Origin of the sequence: Paenarthrobacter sp. A20 (genome assembly GCF_024168825.1) — a bacterium.
Taxonomy (GTDB): domain Bacteria; phylum Actinomycetota; class Actinomycetes; order Actinomycetales; family Micrococcaceae; genus Arthrobacter.
On sequence record NZ_JALJWH010000001.1, the window covers coordinates 3,671,826 to 3,687,723 of the forward strand.

Below are 15,898 nucleotides of genomic sequence, written 5' to 3' on the forward strand. Positions count from 1 at the left end.
GCTTAAGCTTGTTCCTGACACTCATCCGTCCCCTCACACCAAGGAGCCTCCATGTCATTTGGCCAGCGTGATTTCGACCGCACCAAGCCCGAAATCGACTTCCCCGAAGGCGACGTCCCCACGGACCTCGTCATCACGGACCTCATCGAGGGCACCGGCACAGAAGCCAAGGCCGGAGACACCGTGTCCACCCACTACGTGGGCGTCGCCTGGTCCACTGGTGAAGAATTTGACGCCTCGTGGGGCCGCGGCGCTCCGCTGGACTTCAGGGTCGGCGTCGGCCAGGTCATCCAGGGCTGGGACCAGGGCCTGCTGGGCATGAAGGTCGGCGGCCGTCGCCGCCTGGAAATCCCTTCCGAGCTCGCCTATGGCTCCCGGGGTGCTGGTGGAGCGATCAAGCCCAACGAAGCCCTGATCTTCGTGGTCGACCTCGTAGCAGTTCGCTAAGGCAGATAGCCCTGAGCAAGGCGCGTTACCTTCCGGTTCCACCGGTCGGTGACGCGCCTTGCTGCTTTCCCGCTGGTCTTTAGTAACGTAGCAAGGGTGTCCGCATCCCGCACTGAACGACTTCTGAACCTTCTCCTGGCTTTGCTCAATACCAGAGTGGGGCTTCCACGCTCTGTCCTGCGTGAGAAGGTCTACCGCGATTCCGCTGCCAACGATGTCGCCTTTGGGCGTATGTTCGAGCGCGACAAAGTGGACCTGAAGCAGTTTGGCTTCGAGATCGAAACACTGGCGGATCCGCGCAGCTTCGGCGCGGAAGATCCCGCGACAACCCGTTACCGCATCGGTAAGGACTCAAACCGGCTTCCGGACGTCAGCCTGACCCCGGCCGAGTGCACGGTCCTTCTGCTGGCTGCCCAGCTATGGGAACGTGCTGCGCTTGGCACGGCGGCCGCCAATGCCGTCCGCAAGCTCCAGGCGGCCGGTGGTTTCACCGACGTCGACCTCCCATCGGGAGTGCAGCCGCGGATAAGGCCGGCGGGCCAGGCTTTCGACGACGTCGTGGCAGCCATGCATGGCAGGCATGCCGTCCGCTTCGGCTACCTTGCGGTCAGCACCGGGCGCGAGGAAGTGCGGGAAGTTGAGCCCTGGGGACTCGGCAGCCGTTTCGGCCAGTGGTACCTCGTGGGCCTTGACCGGGGGAGGGAGGCAAAACGGCTCTTCAGGCTTTCGCGGATGACGACCGCAGTGAGCCTGGTGCCCGGCAGCAGCTTCGATGCTCCGGACGGTTTCAACGCCCGCGCCGAGCTGGATTCACTTAATGAGCTGCCACTTCAGAACGCCACCCTCGATGTAGACATCGACCGGCTCCTGGCCCTGCGGAAAAGGGCGACGCACGTCGAACCGGCTGCAGGAGAAAACAGCCGTGATCGCCTCGTCGTGGAATTCCGGGATCCCGAGGTCCTCGCGGAGGAACTGGCCTCTTACGGCCCCCACGTGAAGGTGAGCGGTCCGGAGGAGCTGCGCGCCGCCGTCGTGCGTCGACTCCAGGGTGCGGTGAACTTCGACGCCGAACCGTCCGTACCCGTTGGGTTCCCTGACTCTGAGCGGTTGCCACGCGCCCGAAAGCGGACTTCCGAGGATCAGCTGGCCCGGATGCTCCAGTTGGTTCCCTTCCTGGTCCATCACCAGGGCTTGCACATCCAGGAAGTCGCAGACCATTTTGGCATCACCCGCAAGGCCCTGATCGACGACCTCAAGATCCTTATCTGCTCGGGGCTCCCGGAGGGTTATCCCGACGATCTCCTGGACATCCAGTGGGAGAACGACCACGTCTATATCTCTGAGCACCTGGACCTGAACCGGCCGGTGCGCTTCAGCGAGGAGGAGGCCGCGGCGCTGCTGACTGGCTTGGAAATGCTGGGAGACCTGCCCGCCCTGGCCGGCATGTCCGAGGACGGGCCCGGCAGCGCCCTGGAATCGGTGACCATTAAGCTAACCGGCGCAGCGGGACAGGCCGGGCGTTTGGCGGGCTCCGTAGCCGGCCAATCAGTGGCGCCCGAACAGTCCCATGCTTTCGCCACCATTACCCAGGCGATCAGGGACAGCCAACAACTCCGGCTACGGTACTTCTCCCGGCAGCGGGACGAACTGACGGAGCGGGATGTGGATCCCTTGCGGCTCTATTCCCTGGACAACACCTGGTACTTCGAAGCCTACTGCCACAGTAAGGCCGGCATCAGGAACTTCCGGCTGGACAGGGTGGAACTAGTGGAACCCAACGGCCGTCCGGCGTCCGGCACGGCAACGGCCGGACTGGATTTTCCGGCCCGGCTGTTCACGCCCAGCGACGATGACGTCCTGGTCCTCCTGCAGCTCACCCGCCAGGGCGCCGGACTGGCGGATGACTATTACGCCGAGCGAACAGCACAACTGCCCGACGGCGGGCTTCTGGCCGAAGTGCGGTTTGGCGATGCGGGCTGGCTCCCGATGTTCGTGGCACAGCATGGTGGATCTGCGCGGATTCTCGCCCCGGATTCACTGCGTGGGGAAGCCCGCACGTATCTCGACGCAGCCCTGTCCCAGTACGGCGATCCTTCCGACCGCCCGGCTGGCTAGACTGTTCAGATGCCTTGGTGGTTCTGGATCCTGTTGTGGATCGCGCTCATAGCCCTTTCGTTGCTGCTTCACCTGACACTGGGGTACCGCCTGTTCAGGAAATTCATGTCAACTGTTCATGAATTGGGCGATGCGGGTAAACGTTTCAGCAAACGTGGGCCCGACGTGGAAACCTCCGACGTTGAAACAACGGACGCGCGCGCCGAACCAGGCTCCGCAATTTTTGCCTCCCCGGATCAGATGCGTCATGATTACCTGACGGCCAAAGCCTTCCGCCAGGAAGTTCGTCGCCAGAAGCGCGTCAAGCGCAAAGCAGAGCGGGGTCAGCCCCAATCCCTGCACGACATTGAATTCAGATAGACGTAGGATGTATCCAAAAGGAAAGGACCTCCCCACATGAGGCTCGAAGGCTGGCATCTCATCATCATCATCGTCCTGGCTCTGGTGCTCTTCGCAGCGCCGAAGCTGCCGTCCATGGCGCGCAGTATTGGGCAGTCGATGCGTATTTTCAAGTCTGAAGTCCGGGAAATGAAGAAGGATGGTTCTTCCGAAACGAAAGACTCCCAGGACGCTTCCGACGCCGTCGAAGGCAAGGTAGTAGGCCACCCGGACGCCAAGGCCAAGAACAACGGCGAGACTGACGTTCCGCCCTCCAACCGCGTCTAACGAGAAGTGGTAGAAACGAAGGGGCGCAAGGCCAACCCCGAAGCCCGGATGGCGCTCCTTGACCACCTCAAGGAGCTTAAGAACCGGCTCTTCAAGGCTGCTATCGGTATCATCCTGGGTACCGTGGTGGGCTTCATTGTCTACCAGCCGCTCTTGGAGGCCTTGATCAAGCCGATCAAGGACCTCAACGAGAAAGAGGGCCGCGCCGCGACCCTGAACTTTGACGGCGTTGCCAGTTCATTCGACCTTATGGTCCAGGTTTCGGTCTTTCTTGGCGTGATCCTGTCAAGCCCTGTATGGATCTACCAGCTCTGGGCCTTTATTGTGCCCGGGCTGCACAAGAAGGAACGGCGCTTGGCATTGTCGTTCGTGGCAGCAGCGGTTCCCCTTTTCGTTGGGGGTGTCCTCCTTGCCTGGCTGGTGCTGCCCAACGCTGTTCGTGTGCTGACCGATTTCACTCCATCGGGTGGGTCAAACTTCATCAGTGCTGAGATCTACCTGGCGTTCGTTCTTCGGCTCCTGCTGGCTTTCGGCATTGCGTTCCTTGTCCCGGTGGTTCTGGTGGGCCTGAACCTTGCTGGAATCGTCAAGGGCAAGCAACTGGTCAAGAGTTGGCGGATCACCATCTTCCTGGTGTGCCTGTTCGCTGCGATGGCTGCTCCCGGCGCCGATGCCATGAGCATGTTCTACCTCGCAGCTCCCATGCTGCTTCTGTTCTTCGCGGCCATCGGCGTCTGCCTCTGGAACGACCGGCGCCGTGAACGTCGGGCCCTCAAACGGGCAGCTGAGACCGAAGCCAACGCAGACATCGCCACCCCGGCAACGGATCTGGAGAATCTCTAGACGTTGGGCCACTAGGCTTGATGTATGTCCTCAATTTCCGGGTCTCAATCTCCATCAGACCGCTATCAAGCGGCAGCCCAGCGGGCAGCTGAGTCGAAAACGTACCTTGGCGCCTTTGCCCGGTCCCTGGACTTCGACCTGGACGACTTCCAGCGTGAGGCGTGCAGGTCGCTCCAGGAGGGCCGCGGCGTCCTGGTAGCAGCCCCGACGGGTGCAGGTAAAACGATAGTTGGCGAGTTTGCCATTTATCTGGCCTTGGAGCGGGGACTTAAGGCCTTCTACACCACCCCCATCAAAGCGTTGAGCAACCAGAAGTTCTCGGAACTGGCGGCCAAGTACGGGGCAGAGAATGTCGGCCTGCTGACAGGCGACACCACCATCAACGGCGAGGCTCCAGTGGTGGTCATGACCACCGAAGTCCTTCGGAACATGCTGTATGCCGATTCAGAGACCCTGGGTGACCTTGGTTTTGTAGTGATGGACGAGGTCCATTACCTGGCCGACCGCTTCCGCGGGGCCGTCTGGGAAGAAGTCATCATTCATTTGCCCAGCGAGGTGCAGGTTGCCTCGCTCAGTGCCACTGTCTCCAACGCCGAAGAGTTCGGAGCCTGGCTGGATACCGTCAGGGGCGACACCGACGTCATCGTTTCGGAGCACCGTCCGGTGCCACTGTGGCAGCACGTCATGGTGGGTCGGGAAATAGTGGATCTCTTCGCTGGCGACACCACCTTTGACGAGATCGCGCCCCAGGCCCCTGGCATACCGGAAACCGAAGTGCCAGACCTTTCCGAGGATGATGAAGTGGTGAACGAACCAGTGGCCGCTGACCGCAGGAACGCCGTCGCCAACCGCTCGTCTTCCCTCAAGGTCCGCCAGGCAGTCACCGGACCGGAGTTCGAAGTCAATCCGGACCTGTTGGCCATGGCCCGTTCTGAGAGCCGCATGAACATGGGCGGCCGCTTCGGCCATGGTGGGCGTAGCCGTAGGCGCCAGGACCGCTATCGCGATGAGCGGCAGCAGTCAGAGCAGCGCAGCCCTGTCAGGAAGGCCAGCCGCCCACAGGTCATCGAGAGCCTCAGGCGCCAGGATCTCCTGCCGGCCATCACGTTCATTTTCTCCAGGGCCGGCTGCGACGCCGCAGTGGCGCAGTGTGCTGCATCCGGACTGTGGCTGACAACAGAGCGGGAACAGCAAATCATCGCCCAGCGAGTGGACGAGGCCAGCCACGAAATTCCCGCCGATGATCTCGATGTCCTCGGTTTCTGGGGTTGGCGCGACGGACTTGTCAGGGGCTTTGCCGCCCATCACGCAGGCATGCTTCCGACGTTCAAGGAAGTGGTGGAAAAGCTCTTTGCCGACGGCCTGGTCAAGGCCGTCTTCGCCACCGAAACGCTGGCCCTTGGGGTTAACATGCCGGCCCGTTGCGTGGTCCTGGAAAAACTGGAAAAGTTCAACGGGGAAGCCCACGTCAACATCACCGCGGGGGAGTACACCCAACTTACCGGTCGCGCCGGACGCCGGGGCATCGACGTCGAGGGCCATGCAGTTGTGTTGTGGCAACCGGGAACGGACCCTGCCGCTGTGGCCGGACTGGCCTCACGCCGCACGTACCCCCTGAACTCCAGCTTCAGGCCCACCTACAACATGAGCATCAACCTGATTGCCCAGTTCGGCCGCGGGCGCGCCCGCGAAATCCTGGAGTCCTCCTTCGCGCAATTTCAGGCCGACCGCTCCGTAGTGGGTCTTGCCCGGCAGGTTCGTGGACGTGAAGAGTCGCTGGCGGGTTATGCCAAATCCATGCAGTGCCATCTCGGCGACTTCACCGAATATGCGAAGCTCCGCCGCGAACTCAGTGACGCCGAGAATTTCGCTGCACGCGATCACCAGCGTGCCCGAAAGTCCCATGTTGCCGATTCCCTGGCCCGGTTGATTCCCGGCGACGTCATCAGCATCTACAGCGGCAGGCTGGCCGGGCATGCAGTGGTCCTTGACGTGGACCGAAACGCCCGTGAGCCCCGTCCGTCGGTCCTCACTTCGGACAACCAGCTCCGTCGGATCGGTGTCCACGACCTTGAAGGCCCGGTATCGCCGGTGACCCGGATCCGCATTCCGAAATCCTTCAACGCCAAGGTCCCGAAGGCCCGCCGGGACCTTGCCTCGTCCATGCGCCACGCCATCAGCGAAGACGCACCACACAGTCGCCGCAACAGCAGGCATGAGGACTTCGGCCTCGGAGCCCGCCTGCCAGACCAGGAAAAGAAGATTGCCGATCTGAGGCGCGCGCTCCGGGCCCACCCGTGCCATGGCTGCAGCGAACGTGAAGACCACGCGCGGTGGTCGGAGCGGTGGTGGAAACTTCGCAAGGAAACCGACGGGCTTGTCCGCCAAATCCAAGGCCGCACCAACACCATCGCCAAGACGTTCGACCGCGTGTGTGATGTCCTGTCAGCATATGGCTACCTGGAGACGAACGACGCCGGCCAGGTCACCATCAGCCCCGACGGTCAGCGGCTGCGCAGGATCTACGGCGAAAAGGACCTGCTCATCTCCCAGTCGGTCCGCTGCGGTGCCATCAACGATCTCGATGCCGCTGAGCTGGCGTCCCTGGCCAGCACCTTGGTGTACCAAGCCAAACGCGAAGACCGCGGGCTGCGGCCAAAGATGCCCACCATTTCGCTGGAATCGGCTGTGGACATCATCATCCGCGAATGGTCCCAACTGGAGGACACCGAGGAGCACAACAGGCTTCCCTTGACCGGCGAACCGGAGCTCGGCCTGATGTGGCCAATGTATAAATGGGCCAAAGGCCGTCATCTTCAGGACGTCCTCAGCGGGACCGATCTCGCTGCCGGTGATTTCGTCCGTTGGGCCAAGCAGGTGGTGGATCTTCTCGACCAGCTGGCCAAAATCCCGCAGCTGGACCCCCGCGTGGCACGGCTCTGCCGGGAATCCATTGACTTGGTCCGCCGCGGCGTCGTGGCCTACTCCACGGTGGCCTAGCCCACGTCTTTATCTGATTTACTGCTTTCAATGCTCAAGGAGCCCAACCAATGAACCAGCCAGGCGCGCCTGCCGGCGGAAACCGCAACGCAAAGGACCGCCGGGTCACCATGTACCGCAACGGTTCGATCTATACCGCCGCTGATCCGTTCGCCACCGCCATGGTGGTGGACGGCGATACCGTTGCCTGGGTAGGTTCCGAGCAGGCAGCTACCTCCATCGCCGACTCGTCGATGGAGATTATCGATCTCCGAGGCGCCCTCCTGGCTCCGGGTTTTGTTGATTCCCACGCGCATCTGACCGAAACCGGCCTCGCATTGTCGGGCCTGAACCTCACCGCCGCCCGTTCGGCCAAGGAACTCCTCGACGCCGTCGCTGCTGCCGCTGCCGGAGGTTCCGGCAGCGTCCTGGGACACGGCTGGGACGAGACAGCATGGGACGACCCCACTTTGCCTACCCTCGATGAGCTCGAGCGGGCAGCCGGCGGGCGGCTGGTCTACCTCTCACGCATCGATGTCCACTCCGCCTTGGTCTCCCCGTCACTGGCCGTAGCAGCTGACTTGGACGGCATGGACGGGTTCTCCGGCAGCTCACGGGTGGTGCGTGCCGCACATTCTGCCGCACGGCTTGCAGCACGGCACTTCCCTGCGTCGGAACGACGTGCTTACCAGCAACGAGCCCTTCAGGAAGCGGCTTCCCACGGTTATGTCGCATTGGCTGAAATGTCGGCGCCCCACATCTGCGGACCAGATGACCTCCGGATGGCTGCCTCTTGGAATGACGAGGGAAGCAGCCCGGAGATCCTCCCGTATTGGGGTGAGCTGGCTTCATCGGCAGAGCACGCCCAAAGCATCATCGACGGTTTGGGTACAAGGGTCCTGGGCCTCGCGGGGGACCTCAACATGGATGGTTCCATTGGCTCCCGAACCGCGGCCCTCATGGACGACTATGCGGATGCGCCAGGGCACCGGGGCAGCTTGTATCTCTCAGTGGATGATGCGGCCCGACACCTTGCCGCTACGTCCCAACTGGGCATCCAGGCAGGCTTCCATGTCATCGGCGATGCTGGCCTCGATGCAGTCCTTGGAGCGTTGGATGCAGCAGCGGCCGAGGTGGGAGAGCAGCGTATTCGAGCCGCGGGCCACCGACTTGAACACGTTGAGATGGCCGATCAATCGGCCATCGACAGACTGGCCAAGTACTCCATCACCGTCAGCGTCCAGCCGGGTTTTGATGCCGCATGGGGCGCTGCAGGCGGACTCTATGACCAGCGACTGGGCGGCCGGAGCAAAGCCATGAATCCTTTCGCTTCCTTCTATGCAAGCGGAGTGCCGATTGCGTTTGGCAGCGACAGCCCTGTCACGTCCTTGAGGCCGTGGTCCAGTGTTCGGGCGTGCCTGGAGCACAACAACCCGGAGCAGCGGATTTCTGCCAGGGCTGCATTCCTGGGCCACACCCGGGCGGGCTGGCGGGCTGCGAAGCACCGAAACCCCCTGATGGGCCAACTGGTGCCGGGTGCACCTGCCAGCTTTGCCGTGTGGGAAGTCGAAGAACTCATGGTTCAGGTGGCAGACAGCCGCGTACAGTCCTGGAGCACGGACCCCCGGGCGCGGACGCCGCTGCTGCCTGCGCTGGACACCGGCAGCGATCCCCGCTGCTTGCAGACGGTCCGTGAGGGCCAAGAGCTGTTCGCCCACGAAAACCTCCGCGCCTAGCCCGATCATTTTCCTGCCCCGGGAGGGTCACTGAACTGGGCAGACACATGGAACCGCAGGTCACCGGCCGGTTGACAGTGTGGGGGGAGTCCGTAGCATTGAGGCTCAACGGACAATCAACGCAGCGGCAAAAGCCGGGGCTTGGGGGTTCGGCCGTGGCCGGAACACGTTCATGGTGGCGGCAAACAGGTGGGCAGGTCCGCAGCGACCCAGAAAACAGTTCGTCAGGGATTCTATGCCCGGCGCCACTGGTCCTGGGCTTGTGGACCTGCCCGCGGCATTCCGGTCCCTCTCCACGCCAGTGCCTGTGTCCGACACCACAGCCGCTCAAGGAGTGCCCGCCGGCGTCCTATAATGGAGAGTTGCGCCAGAATGCCAGCCGCCAGGCTGGTCCGGCACACTGACCGCTCCATCAAGGAAAGGCCTCTTCTTGCGTGTCCTGACGATCATTCCCACCTACAACGAGCTCGAATCGCTCCCCGTGACACTGGGACGGCTGCGCGCAGCTGTTCCCGAGTCTGATGTTCTGGTGGTTGACGACAACAGCCCTGACGGCACGGGACAGCTTGCCGACGAGTTCGCCGCAGCGGATACCCAGGTGCACGTCCTGCACCGTAAGGGCAAGGAAGGACTCGGCGCCGCCTACATCGCCGGTTTCAAGTGGGGCCTGGCCGCAGGATACGACGTCCTGGTGGAGATGGATGCTGACGGTTCACACAAGCCGGAGCAACTGCCACTGCTTCTCGATGCCGTCAAGGACGGCGCAGACCTCGCAATGGGCTCCCGTTGGGTCACCGGTGGAAGTGTCGTTAACTGGCCGCTGTACCGCCAAGCCATCTCCCGCATCGGCAGCACCTACGCGCGCATCATGCTGGGTGTAAAAATCAAGGACGTAACCGGCGGCTACCGCGCCTTCAAGCGCACCACGCTTGAGGCCCTGAACCTGGACGAAGTCGAGTCGGTTGGCTACGGCTTCCAAGTGGACCTCGCATGGCGGGTGGCCAAACTTGGCCTCCGTATCGAAGAACGCCCCATCACGTTCGTGGAACGTGAACTTGGTGCCTCCAAGATGAGCGGCAACATCGTGGTGGAAGCCATGATCAACGTCACCAAATGGGGAGTGGCGGCACGCTGGGCTAAGCTCACCCGCAAGTCACCTGCCATCGCAAAGTAGTAGCAGCAGAAGAAAGGCCGGGTCCGGTTCCTTGAGGAACCCGACCCGGCCTTTCGTGTCTGCGTTGCAGGCTATGCGGAACGACGCTCTCCACGGCGTTCACGCAGAATGTTCAAACGATCCTCAAGGATCTGCTCCAGTTCGGGAAGGCTGCGACGTTCAAGGAGCATGTCCCAGTGGGTACGCACAGCTTTCTCATTGGCATCCACAGGACGCTCGCCGTCAACCAGAAGCGCTTCCTTGCCCGTCTTGGAGACCCAAACCGGGGGAATCTCGGCTTCGGAGGAGAAGGTTACGAAGACCTGCTCGCCATCCTCGCAGCGGTACTCGACCCGCTGGCGCGGTGCCGGTTCAACGCCGGACTCGGTTTCCATGCTTTGGGCGCCAAGACGCATACCCCGCAGGCTGCGATCGCTCATGATTACTCCCTCTGTCTGTTCGCGGAGCAGGAACTCCGCGCTAGCCGTAAGCCGTTTTCACGTTCCTTACGGACTACTTCTGCACACCTTGCATCACTAATTGCAACGCCTGGCAAAGCTTTTATGTTCCATCCACACTGAACCAGCCGGACAAATATCCCATTATACGCGGAACAGGTCCTACTACTCAAAAGGCGGTATCGCCAACGAGCGGCCAGCCGGATGGCTGACCGCTCGCAACGCCGTCAATAGTAGTTATTCAGCGGGCTTCGCGTGTTCCCCGGATGCCGTGGGTGCAGAGGCCTTGGGTTCCTCATTGCCACCGAAGAGACCAACAGGGGAGTCCCCGCCGTTCCCACCGAGGGCGCCACCAATGCCCTTGAGCGCTTCGCCGACTTCACTCGGAATGATCCAGAGTTTGTTCGAGCTTCCCTCAGCGATCTTCGGGAGTGTCTGCAAGTACTGGTAGGCAAGGAGCTTCTGGTCCGGGTTTCCCTTGTGGATCGCGTCGAAGACCTTCTGGATGGCTTGGGCTTCACCGTCAGCACGGAGGATGGCTGCTTTCGCGTCGCCCTCAGCAGCGAGGATAGCGGCCTGTCGCTGGCCTTCTGCGGTGAGGATCTGGGACTGCTTGGTGCCTTCAGCGGTCAGGATGGCTGCACGGCGGTCACGCTCTGCGCGCATCTGCTTTTCCATCGAGTCCTGGATGGAGTGGGGCGGATCAATCGCCTTCAGCTCCACGCGGGATACGCGGATGCCCCAGCGGCCCGTCGCTTCGTCGAGGACTCCGCGCAACTGACCGTTGATCTGGTCACGGGACGTGAGGGCCTCTTCAAGGTTAAGCCCACCAACCACGTTACGAAGCGTGGTGGTGGTCAACTGCTCCACGGCCTGGATGTAGTTGGCGATCTCGTACGTTGCTGCCCTTGGATCGGTGACCTGGAAGTAGACCACGGTGTCGATGGAGACCACCAGGTTGTCTTCTGTGATGACCGGCTGCGGCGGGAATGACACTACCTGTTCACGCAGGTCGAGCAGCGGCAACAGCCGGTCGACGAACGGGATCAGGATGGTAAGTCCCGGGTTGAGCGTGCGCTGGTACTTGCCGAGTCGTTCAACGACGCCGGCACGCGCCTGCGGGATGATCCTTACCGAGCGGACCAACACGATGATGACAAAAATGACGAGAACAATCAGCACAATTGCTGCTGCTGTTCCTCCTAAGCCGTCCATACATCTCCTTCGTTCCCCAATTGCGTGGTTTGATGCGGCTATGCGCGGGCGGGCTGCCCAACCCGGCAACCGACTAAATCAATGGGCGCGCTTCAGCGCGGGCTGTTGTCGGCAGACGAGGCGACTACCGCCGTCGCGCCGTCAATTTTGGTGACCTGGACTGTCGCACCGGCGTCGAGGACTCCCGCGGTGCTCCGTGCACTCCAGACGTCACCACCAATTTTGACGAGTCCGCTGGTTCCGCTCACGGCTTCTATGACGAGAGCGGACTGCCCAATCAGGCGGTCGATGTTGGATCGTTGTTCTTCGGGCCCCTTGTGGAGGTGCTTGAGCGCAACGGGCCGCACGAAGGCAATCATGAGGAGGGATACTACGGAGAAGATGACGATCTGCAGCCAAAAATCGGCGCCGGCGAAGTCAGCGATCAGCCCAGCGAGGGCTCCGCCGCCCAGCATGATGAAGAAGAGGTCGAGAGTCAGCATCTCCACCACTGCGAACGCGAGGAAGACCGTGAGCCAGAGGGCCCACCAATTCTCGCCGAGCCATTCAAACATCCGTTCCCCCTTGGTCCCGGATCCCGCGGGCGGGATCACAGTCGCTGTCCTTCCATCCTAGCCCGACGTACCGTCCCACGTCAGGACACGTTGAACACGCTGATCCGGAACTTCGCCGTGGTGGACACCAAACCGTCCAGTTCGGCGAGTTCGGACAGCTGCCCCGGGCGGAGATGGTGGCCGGCCGGGCCCATGACGGCGACGTCGGCCACCTCCGGTCCACTCAACACCAGGGGAATATCCAGGCTGTCGCTGGTCCCTGAACCGAAGTGCCCCCGCATGGTCTCTGCCAGTCGCTCTTCTTTGCCTTCTTCGATACCCAACATGCCTGTCCGGGCAGCGATTTCGGCAAGGTGGCCCGGCCGGGGTGTCACGATGACCAGTTTTCCGCCGGGGCGGAGCACGCGGGCGAATTCTGCGGGGTTCCGCGGGGCAAAAACCACCATGACTGCGTCCACGGAATTATCCGCCACAGGCAACGGGCGCCAAATGTCCCATACCAGGTTGATGGACTGCGGGTTGAGGCGGGCCGCCCTGCGGAGAGCGAACTTGGAGATATCCAAGCCGATGGCAGTGGCTCCGGTTTTCCGGACTACTGCGTGGAGATAATGACCGGTACCGGTGCCCGCGTCCAGAACCACCCCATCGGGTTGTTCAAGCACGCCAGCGGCTATGTCGGCAACTGCATCAGCCAGGGCGGAGTAGTGCCCGCCATCGAGGAACCGGTAACGTGCCGCCACCATGTCCGCCGTATCAGCTTCGAACACGGTGCCCTTACCAGTCAGCATGTTGAAGTAGCCCTGTTTCGCGGCGTCGAAAGTATGTCCGGACCGGCAGGCAAGTGTCCGCTGCGGGTCCGCCGTGAGATTGAACGCCCCTTGGCAAACAGGACAACGGAGGGCAGCGACGGCGTCGGACAACATGGCTTCAATCCTACGGCGGGACGGAGTGTCTGGTGCCGCGCGCGTGGCCGCCGGGCTAGGCTCACCCTCGTGAAACCCGAGCAACTTTCCCTGCTGAACTCTGTGTCCGCCCCGGCCATCCACCCCGATGGGACCAAGGCGGTGGTATCTGTCACAAGGCCGGATTTTGATGCTGACAGTTACGTCGGCCAGTTGTGGAGCATCCCCTTGGACACCACCAAACATCCGCGTCGCATCACCCGGGGCTTCAAGGACACCTCCCCGGCTTTCTCACCTGATGGCCTGGTCCTTGCCTTCCTTCGCAGCGAGCCCGACGGGAAGCCGCAGTTGTTCGTCGTGGAGGCGGCCGGTGGCGAGCCGCAGCGAATCACGGATCAGCATGCCGGAGTGGGTAGTTTCGAATGGGCGCCCGACTCCCACCGAATCGCCTTCGCGGCCCGCGTGCCGGAGCAGGGGCGCTACGGAACGGTCGACGGCGTCACGGCAGGCGGCGAGGACGGCCGCCTCATCACAACCAATCAGTACAGGGCGAACGGCCTGGGATATACCTCCGACCAACGCCAGCAGTTGTTCGTCGTTGAGGTCCCGGAACTGGGTGGCGAGCCGGCAGTCGCCCTCAGGGGGCGGGCCGCACACGAACAACCAGCCCGCGTGGTCTCAGGCGTTCCTGCAGCCAGGCAGATCACCTTTGGCGATGCTGACCATGAGTCTGCGTGCTTCTCTTCTGACGGTTCACAGCTCTATTTCGTGGCAGGCCTGCAGGAAGGACACGACGACGACCTGGTCACCTCGATCTACCGCGTCGATGCTTCCGGAGGCCAGCCCATCGCCGTCGACCCATCCACAGGAAAGCGGCAGACCGTCACCGAGGTCCGCACATCAACTGACGGTCAGTGGCTCTTCTACCTTGCCCAGGACATGGGAGAAACGGGCAAGGATTTCGTGGCACGCAACACCTCGCTCCATGCCATGCCCATCGGCGGGGGAGAGGCCACACGACTGACCGATGTCGAATACCTGGATGTCTCCGGGCCATTGGAGCCGAGTGGTCCCGCAAGCGTGCTGGTCCTGAACACGGCCCTGGGAAGCGTCGAACTGCTGGATGTTCCCGCGGAAGGCGGGATCACACCGCTTGTCCATGGCGCCAGGGTGGTCATTGGGGCAACCGTGGCGGCCAACGGAGAAATTGCGGTCAGTTATTCGGATGCCGCCACCGTGGGCGATGTGGCGTCGCTGGAACGAGGTGAGCTGCGCCTGTTGACGGACTTCTCTGCAGGCCTCAGGAACAACTCACGGGTCAGTGAACCAGTGGACTTCGAGGCATCCGCTGAGGACGGCCACCCCATCCACGGTTGGCTGGTGCTGCCTGACGGGCCCGGCCCACACCCCGTCCTGCTCAATATCCATGGCGGACCGTTCGCGCAGTACACCGGCGCCTACTTCGACGAAGCACAGGTTTACTCTGCTGCCGGATACGCAGTGGTGATGTGTAATCCGCGCGGGTCTTCCGGGTATGGCCAGGCCCACGGGCGGGCCATCAAGGAGCGCATGGGCACACTGGATATGCAAGACGTCCTTGCGTTCCTGGACTCCGCCCTGGCGGCGGTGGATGCGTTGGACGGGGACCGCGTAGGCATCATGGGCGGTTCCTATGGCGGCTACTTGACCGCATGGACCATTGCCCATGACCACCGGTTCAAGGCATCGATCGTGGAACGCGGCTTCCTGGACCCCGTCAGCTTCACTGGTTCATCTGACATTGGCTGGTTCTTTGGCGGAGAATACACCGGGGGTACGCCTGAGCAGATGGCAGCCCAGAGCCCTATGGCCGTCGCGGGCTCCGTCAAGACTCCGACCATGGTGGTTCACAGCGAAAATGACTTACGCTGCCCCATTGAACAGGGACAGCGCTACTATTCACAGTTGAAGGCCCAAGGCGTGGAAACTGCCCTGCTGGTGTTCCCCGGCGAGGACCACGAACTGTCCCGATCCGGGACTCCGCATCATCGCAGGCAACGCTTCGAACACATCCTTCGCTGGTGGGCGAAGTTCCTCCCCACGGCGTCAAACCAGCCTCACGCCCAGCAATGACGTCCCGGGTTTCAGCGCTGGAACCCGAGAGCCCGGGCGGCATCCTCAATCTCCGGAGCAGACCAACGCGCCGAGTGTTCTTCGTTGCTGGACAGCGACCGGATTTCGGCTCGGTCCAAGTACAGGCAGCCGTGGAGGTGGTCGGTTTCGTGCTGGACGATACGGGCCTGCCATCCTGAAAACCACTCTTCCATGGGCTCGCCGGCGGTATTGGTAAAGCGCAACTCGACGTTCCGGTGGCGTTTCACAACAGCCTGGTAGCCGGCGACTGAGAGGCATCCTTCGTAGAACGAGGCTGTCTCAATCCCGAGCGGCCTGTACTCCGGGTTGATGATGGCGAAGAATTCCAGGTGTTCCCGGTGGCGCACGGCCGCAGATGCCGGGTCAACCTCGTACTTGTCCTCGAGCACGGCCACTTGCAAGGGGATCCCCAGCTGCGGAGCAGCGAGGCCAACCCCCGGAGCATAGTGCATGACATCGCGCATCCGATCCACCAGGGCCATCAACTCTACGTCGTCGATCTGGCCATCGAACGGGGCGGCCATCTGGCGCAGGACCGGGTGCCCCGCCTGGACAATGACCGGGAGCTCTTCCGAATCAAGCAGTCGGCGGACAGTGTCCCTGATCTGCGTGGGATTGAAATCAGTGGCAGGGCTCTTGGCCTCGGGATGAGGTTGGTGCGTCATGTGTTGAGCCTAACGCGGCAGTTGCCCGCGCC

General features: G+C 62.4%; 14 protein-coding genes. 9 read left to right on the forward strand and 5 right to left on the reverse strand.

Annotated elements, in window-relative coordinates; genetic code table 11:
• Nucleotides 1-51 precede the first annotated feature (51 nt).
• The 8 genes from J3D46_RS16890 to J3D46_RS16925 all read left to right on the forward strand — a co-directional run bounded on the left by J3D46_RS16890 (nt 52) and on the right by J3D46_RS16925 (nt 9,960).
• Nucleotides 52-447 carry an FKBP-type peptidyl-prolyl cis-trans isomerase gene (locus J3D46_RS16890; protein WP_011774867.1) on the forward strand — a complete coding sequence of 132 codons (396 nt, stop codon included), beginning with the start codon at nt 52-54 and terminating at the stop codon, nt 445-447.
• A 96-nt stretch (nt 448-543) separates the two neighbouring features.
• Nucleotides 544-2,562 (forward strand): YafY family protein, encoded by a 2,019-nt coding sequence (locus J3D46_RS16895; RefSeq protein WP_253468266.1) that lies wholly within the window; start codon nt 544-546, stop codon nt 2,560-2,562.
• 9 nt (nt 2,563-2,571) lie between these two features.
• Nucleotides 2,572-2,922: a hypothetical protein gene (locus J3D46_RS16900; protein ID WP_231340136.1), complete on the forward strand. Its 351-nt coding sequence runs from the start codon at nt 2,572-2,574 to the stop codon at nt 2,920-2,922.
• Between the two features lie 36 nt (nt 2,923-2,958).
• On the forward strand, nt 2,959-3,228 hold the full coding sequence (gene tatA, locus J3D46_RS16905) for a Sec-independent protein translocase subunit TatA (protein ID WP_231340135.1): 270 nt from the start codon (nt 2,959-2,961) through the stop codon (nt 3,226-3,228).
• 6 nt (nt 3,229-3,234) lie between these two features.
• A complete protein-coding gene (gene tatC, locus J3D46_RS16910) occupies nt 3,235-4,071 on the forward strand; it encodes a twin-arginine translocase subunit TatC (RefSeq protein WP_231340134.1) in 837 nt (278 codons plus the stop codon).
• A 24-nt stretch (nt 4,072-4,095) separates the two neighbouring features.
• Entirely contained in the window at nt 4,096-7,071 is a 2,976-nt protein-coding gene (locus tag J3D46_RS16915) for an RNA helicase (protein ID WP_253468267.1), read from the forward strand.
• 50 nt (nt 7,072-7,121) lie between these two features.
• The gene (locus J3D46_RS16920; RefSeq protein ID WP_253468268.1) at nt 7,122-8,786 is read left to right on the forward strand and encodes an amidohydrolase; all 1,665 of its coding nucleotides are present in this window, start codon (nt 7,122-7,124) and stop codon (nt 8,784-8,786) included.
• Between the two features lie 430 nt (nt 8,787-9,216).
• The gene (locus J3D46_RS16925; protein WP_231340131.1) at nt 9,217-9,960 is read left to right on the forward strand and encodes a polyprenol monophosphomannose synthase; all 744 of its coding nucleotides are present in this window, start codon (nt 9,217-9,219) and stop codon (nt 9,958-9,960) included.
• Nucleotides 9,961-10,031: 71 nt separating this feature from the next.
• Here J3D46_RS16925 and J3D46_RS16930 read toward each other — a convergent pair whose 3' ends face one another.
• The 4 genes from J3D46_RS16930 to J3D46_RS16945 all read right to left on the reverse strand — a co-directional run bounded on the left by J3D46_RS16930 (nt 10,032) and on the right by J3D46_RS16945 (nt 13,089).
• Nucleotides 10,032-10,379 (reverse strand): RNA polymerase-binding protein RbpA, encoded by a 348-nt coding sequence (locus tag J3D46_RS16930; protein WP_011774875.1) that lies wholly within the window; start codon nt 10,377-10,379, stop codon nt 10,032-10,034.
• Between the two features lie 255 nt (nt 10,380-10,634).
• Nucleotides 10,635-11,612 (reverse strand): SPFH domain-containing protein, encoded by a 978-nt coding sequence (locus J3D46_RS16935; protein WP_231340130.1) that lies wholly within the window; start codon nt 11,610-11,612, stop codon nt 10,635-10,637.
• Nucleotides 11,613-11,704: 92 nt separating this feature from the next.
• On the reverse strand, nt 11,705-12,166 hold the full coding sequence (locus tag J3D46_RS16940; RefSeq protein WP_231340129.1) for an NfeD family protein: 462 nt from the start codon (nt 12,164-12,166) through the stop codon (nt 11,705-11,707).
• Nucleotides 12,167-12,246: 80 nt separating this feature from the next.
• Nucleotides 12,247-13,089 (reverse strand): methyltransferase domain-containing protein, encoded by an 843-nt coding sequence (locus tag J3D46_RS16945; RefSeq protein ID WP_231340128.1) that lies wholly within the window; start codon nt 13,087-13,089, stop codon nt 12,247-12,249.
• A gap of 69 nt (nt 13,090-13,158) precedes the next feature.
• Here J3D46_RS16945 and J3D46_RS16950 point away from each other — a divergent pair, with 69 nt between their 5' ends.
• Nucleotides 13,159-15,180 carry a S9 family peptidase gene (locus J3D46_RS16950; RefSeq protein WP_231340127.1) on the forward strand — a complete coding sequence of 674 codons (2,022 nt, stop codon included), beginning with the start codon at nt 13,159-13,161 and terminating at the stop codon, nt 15,178-15,180.
• Between the two features lie 11 nt (nt 15,181-15,191).
• Here J3D46_RS16950 and J3D46_RS16955 read toward each other — a convergent pair whose 3' ends face one another.
• Complete coding sequence (locus tag J3D46_RS16955; RefSeq protein WP_253468269.1) at nt 15,192-15,866, reverse strand: peptide deformylase; 675 nt, start codon at nt 15,864-15,866, stop codon at nt 15,192-15,194.
• Nucleotides 15,867-15,898 lie beyond the last annotated feature (32 nt).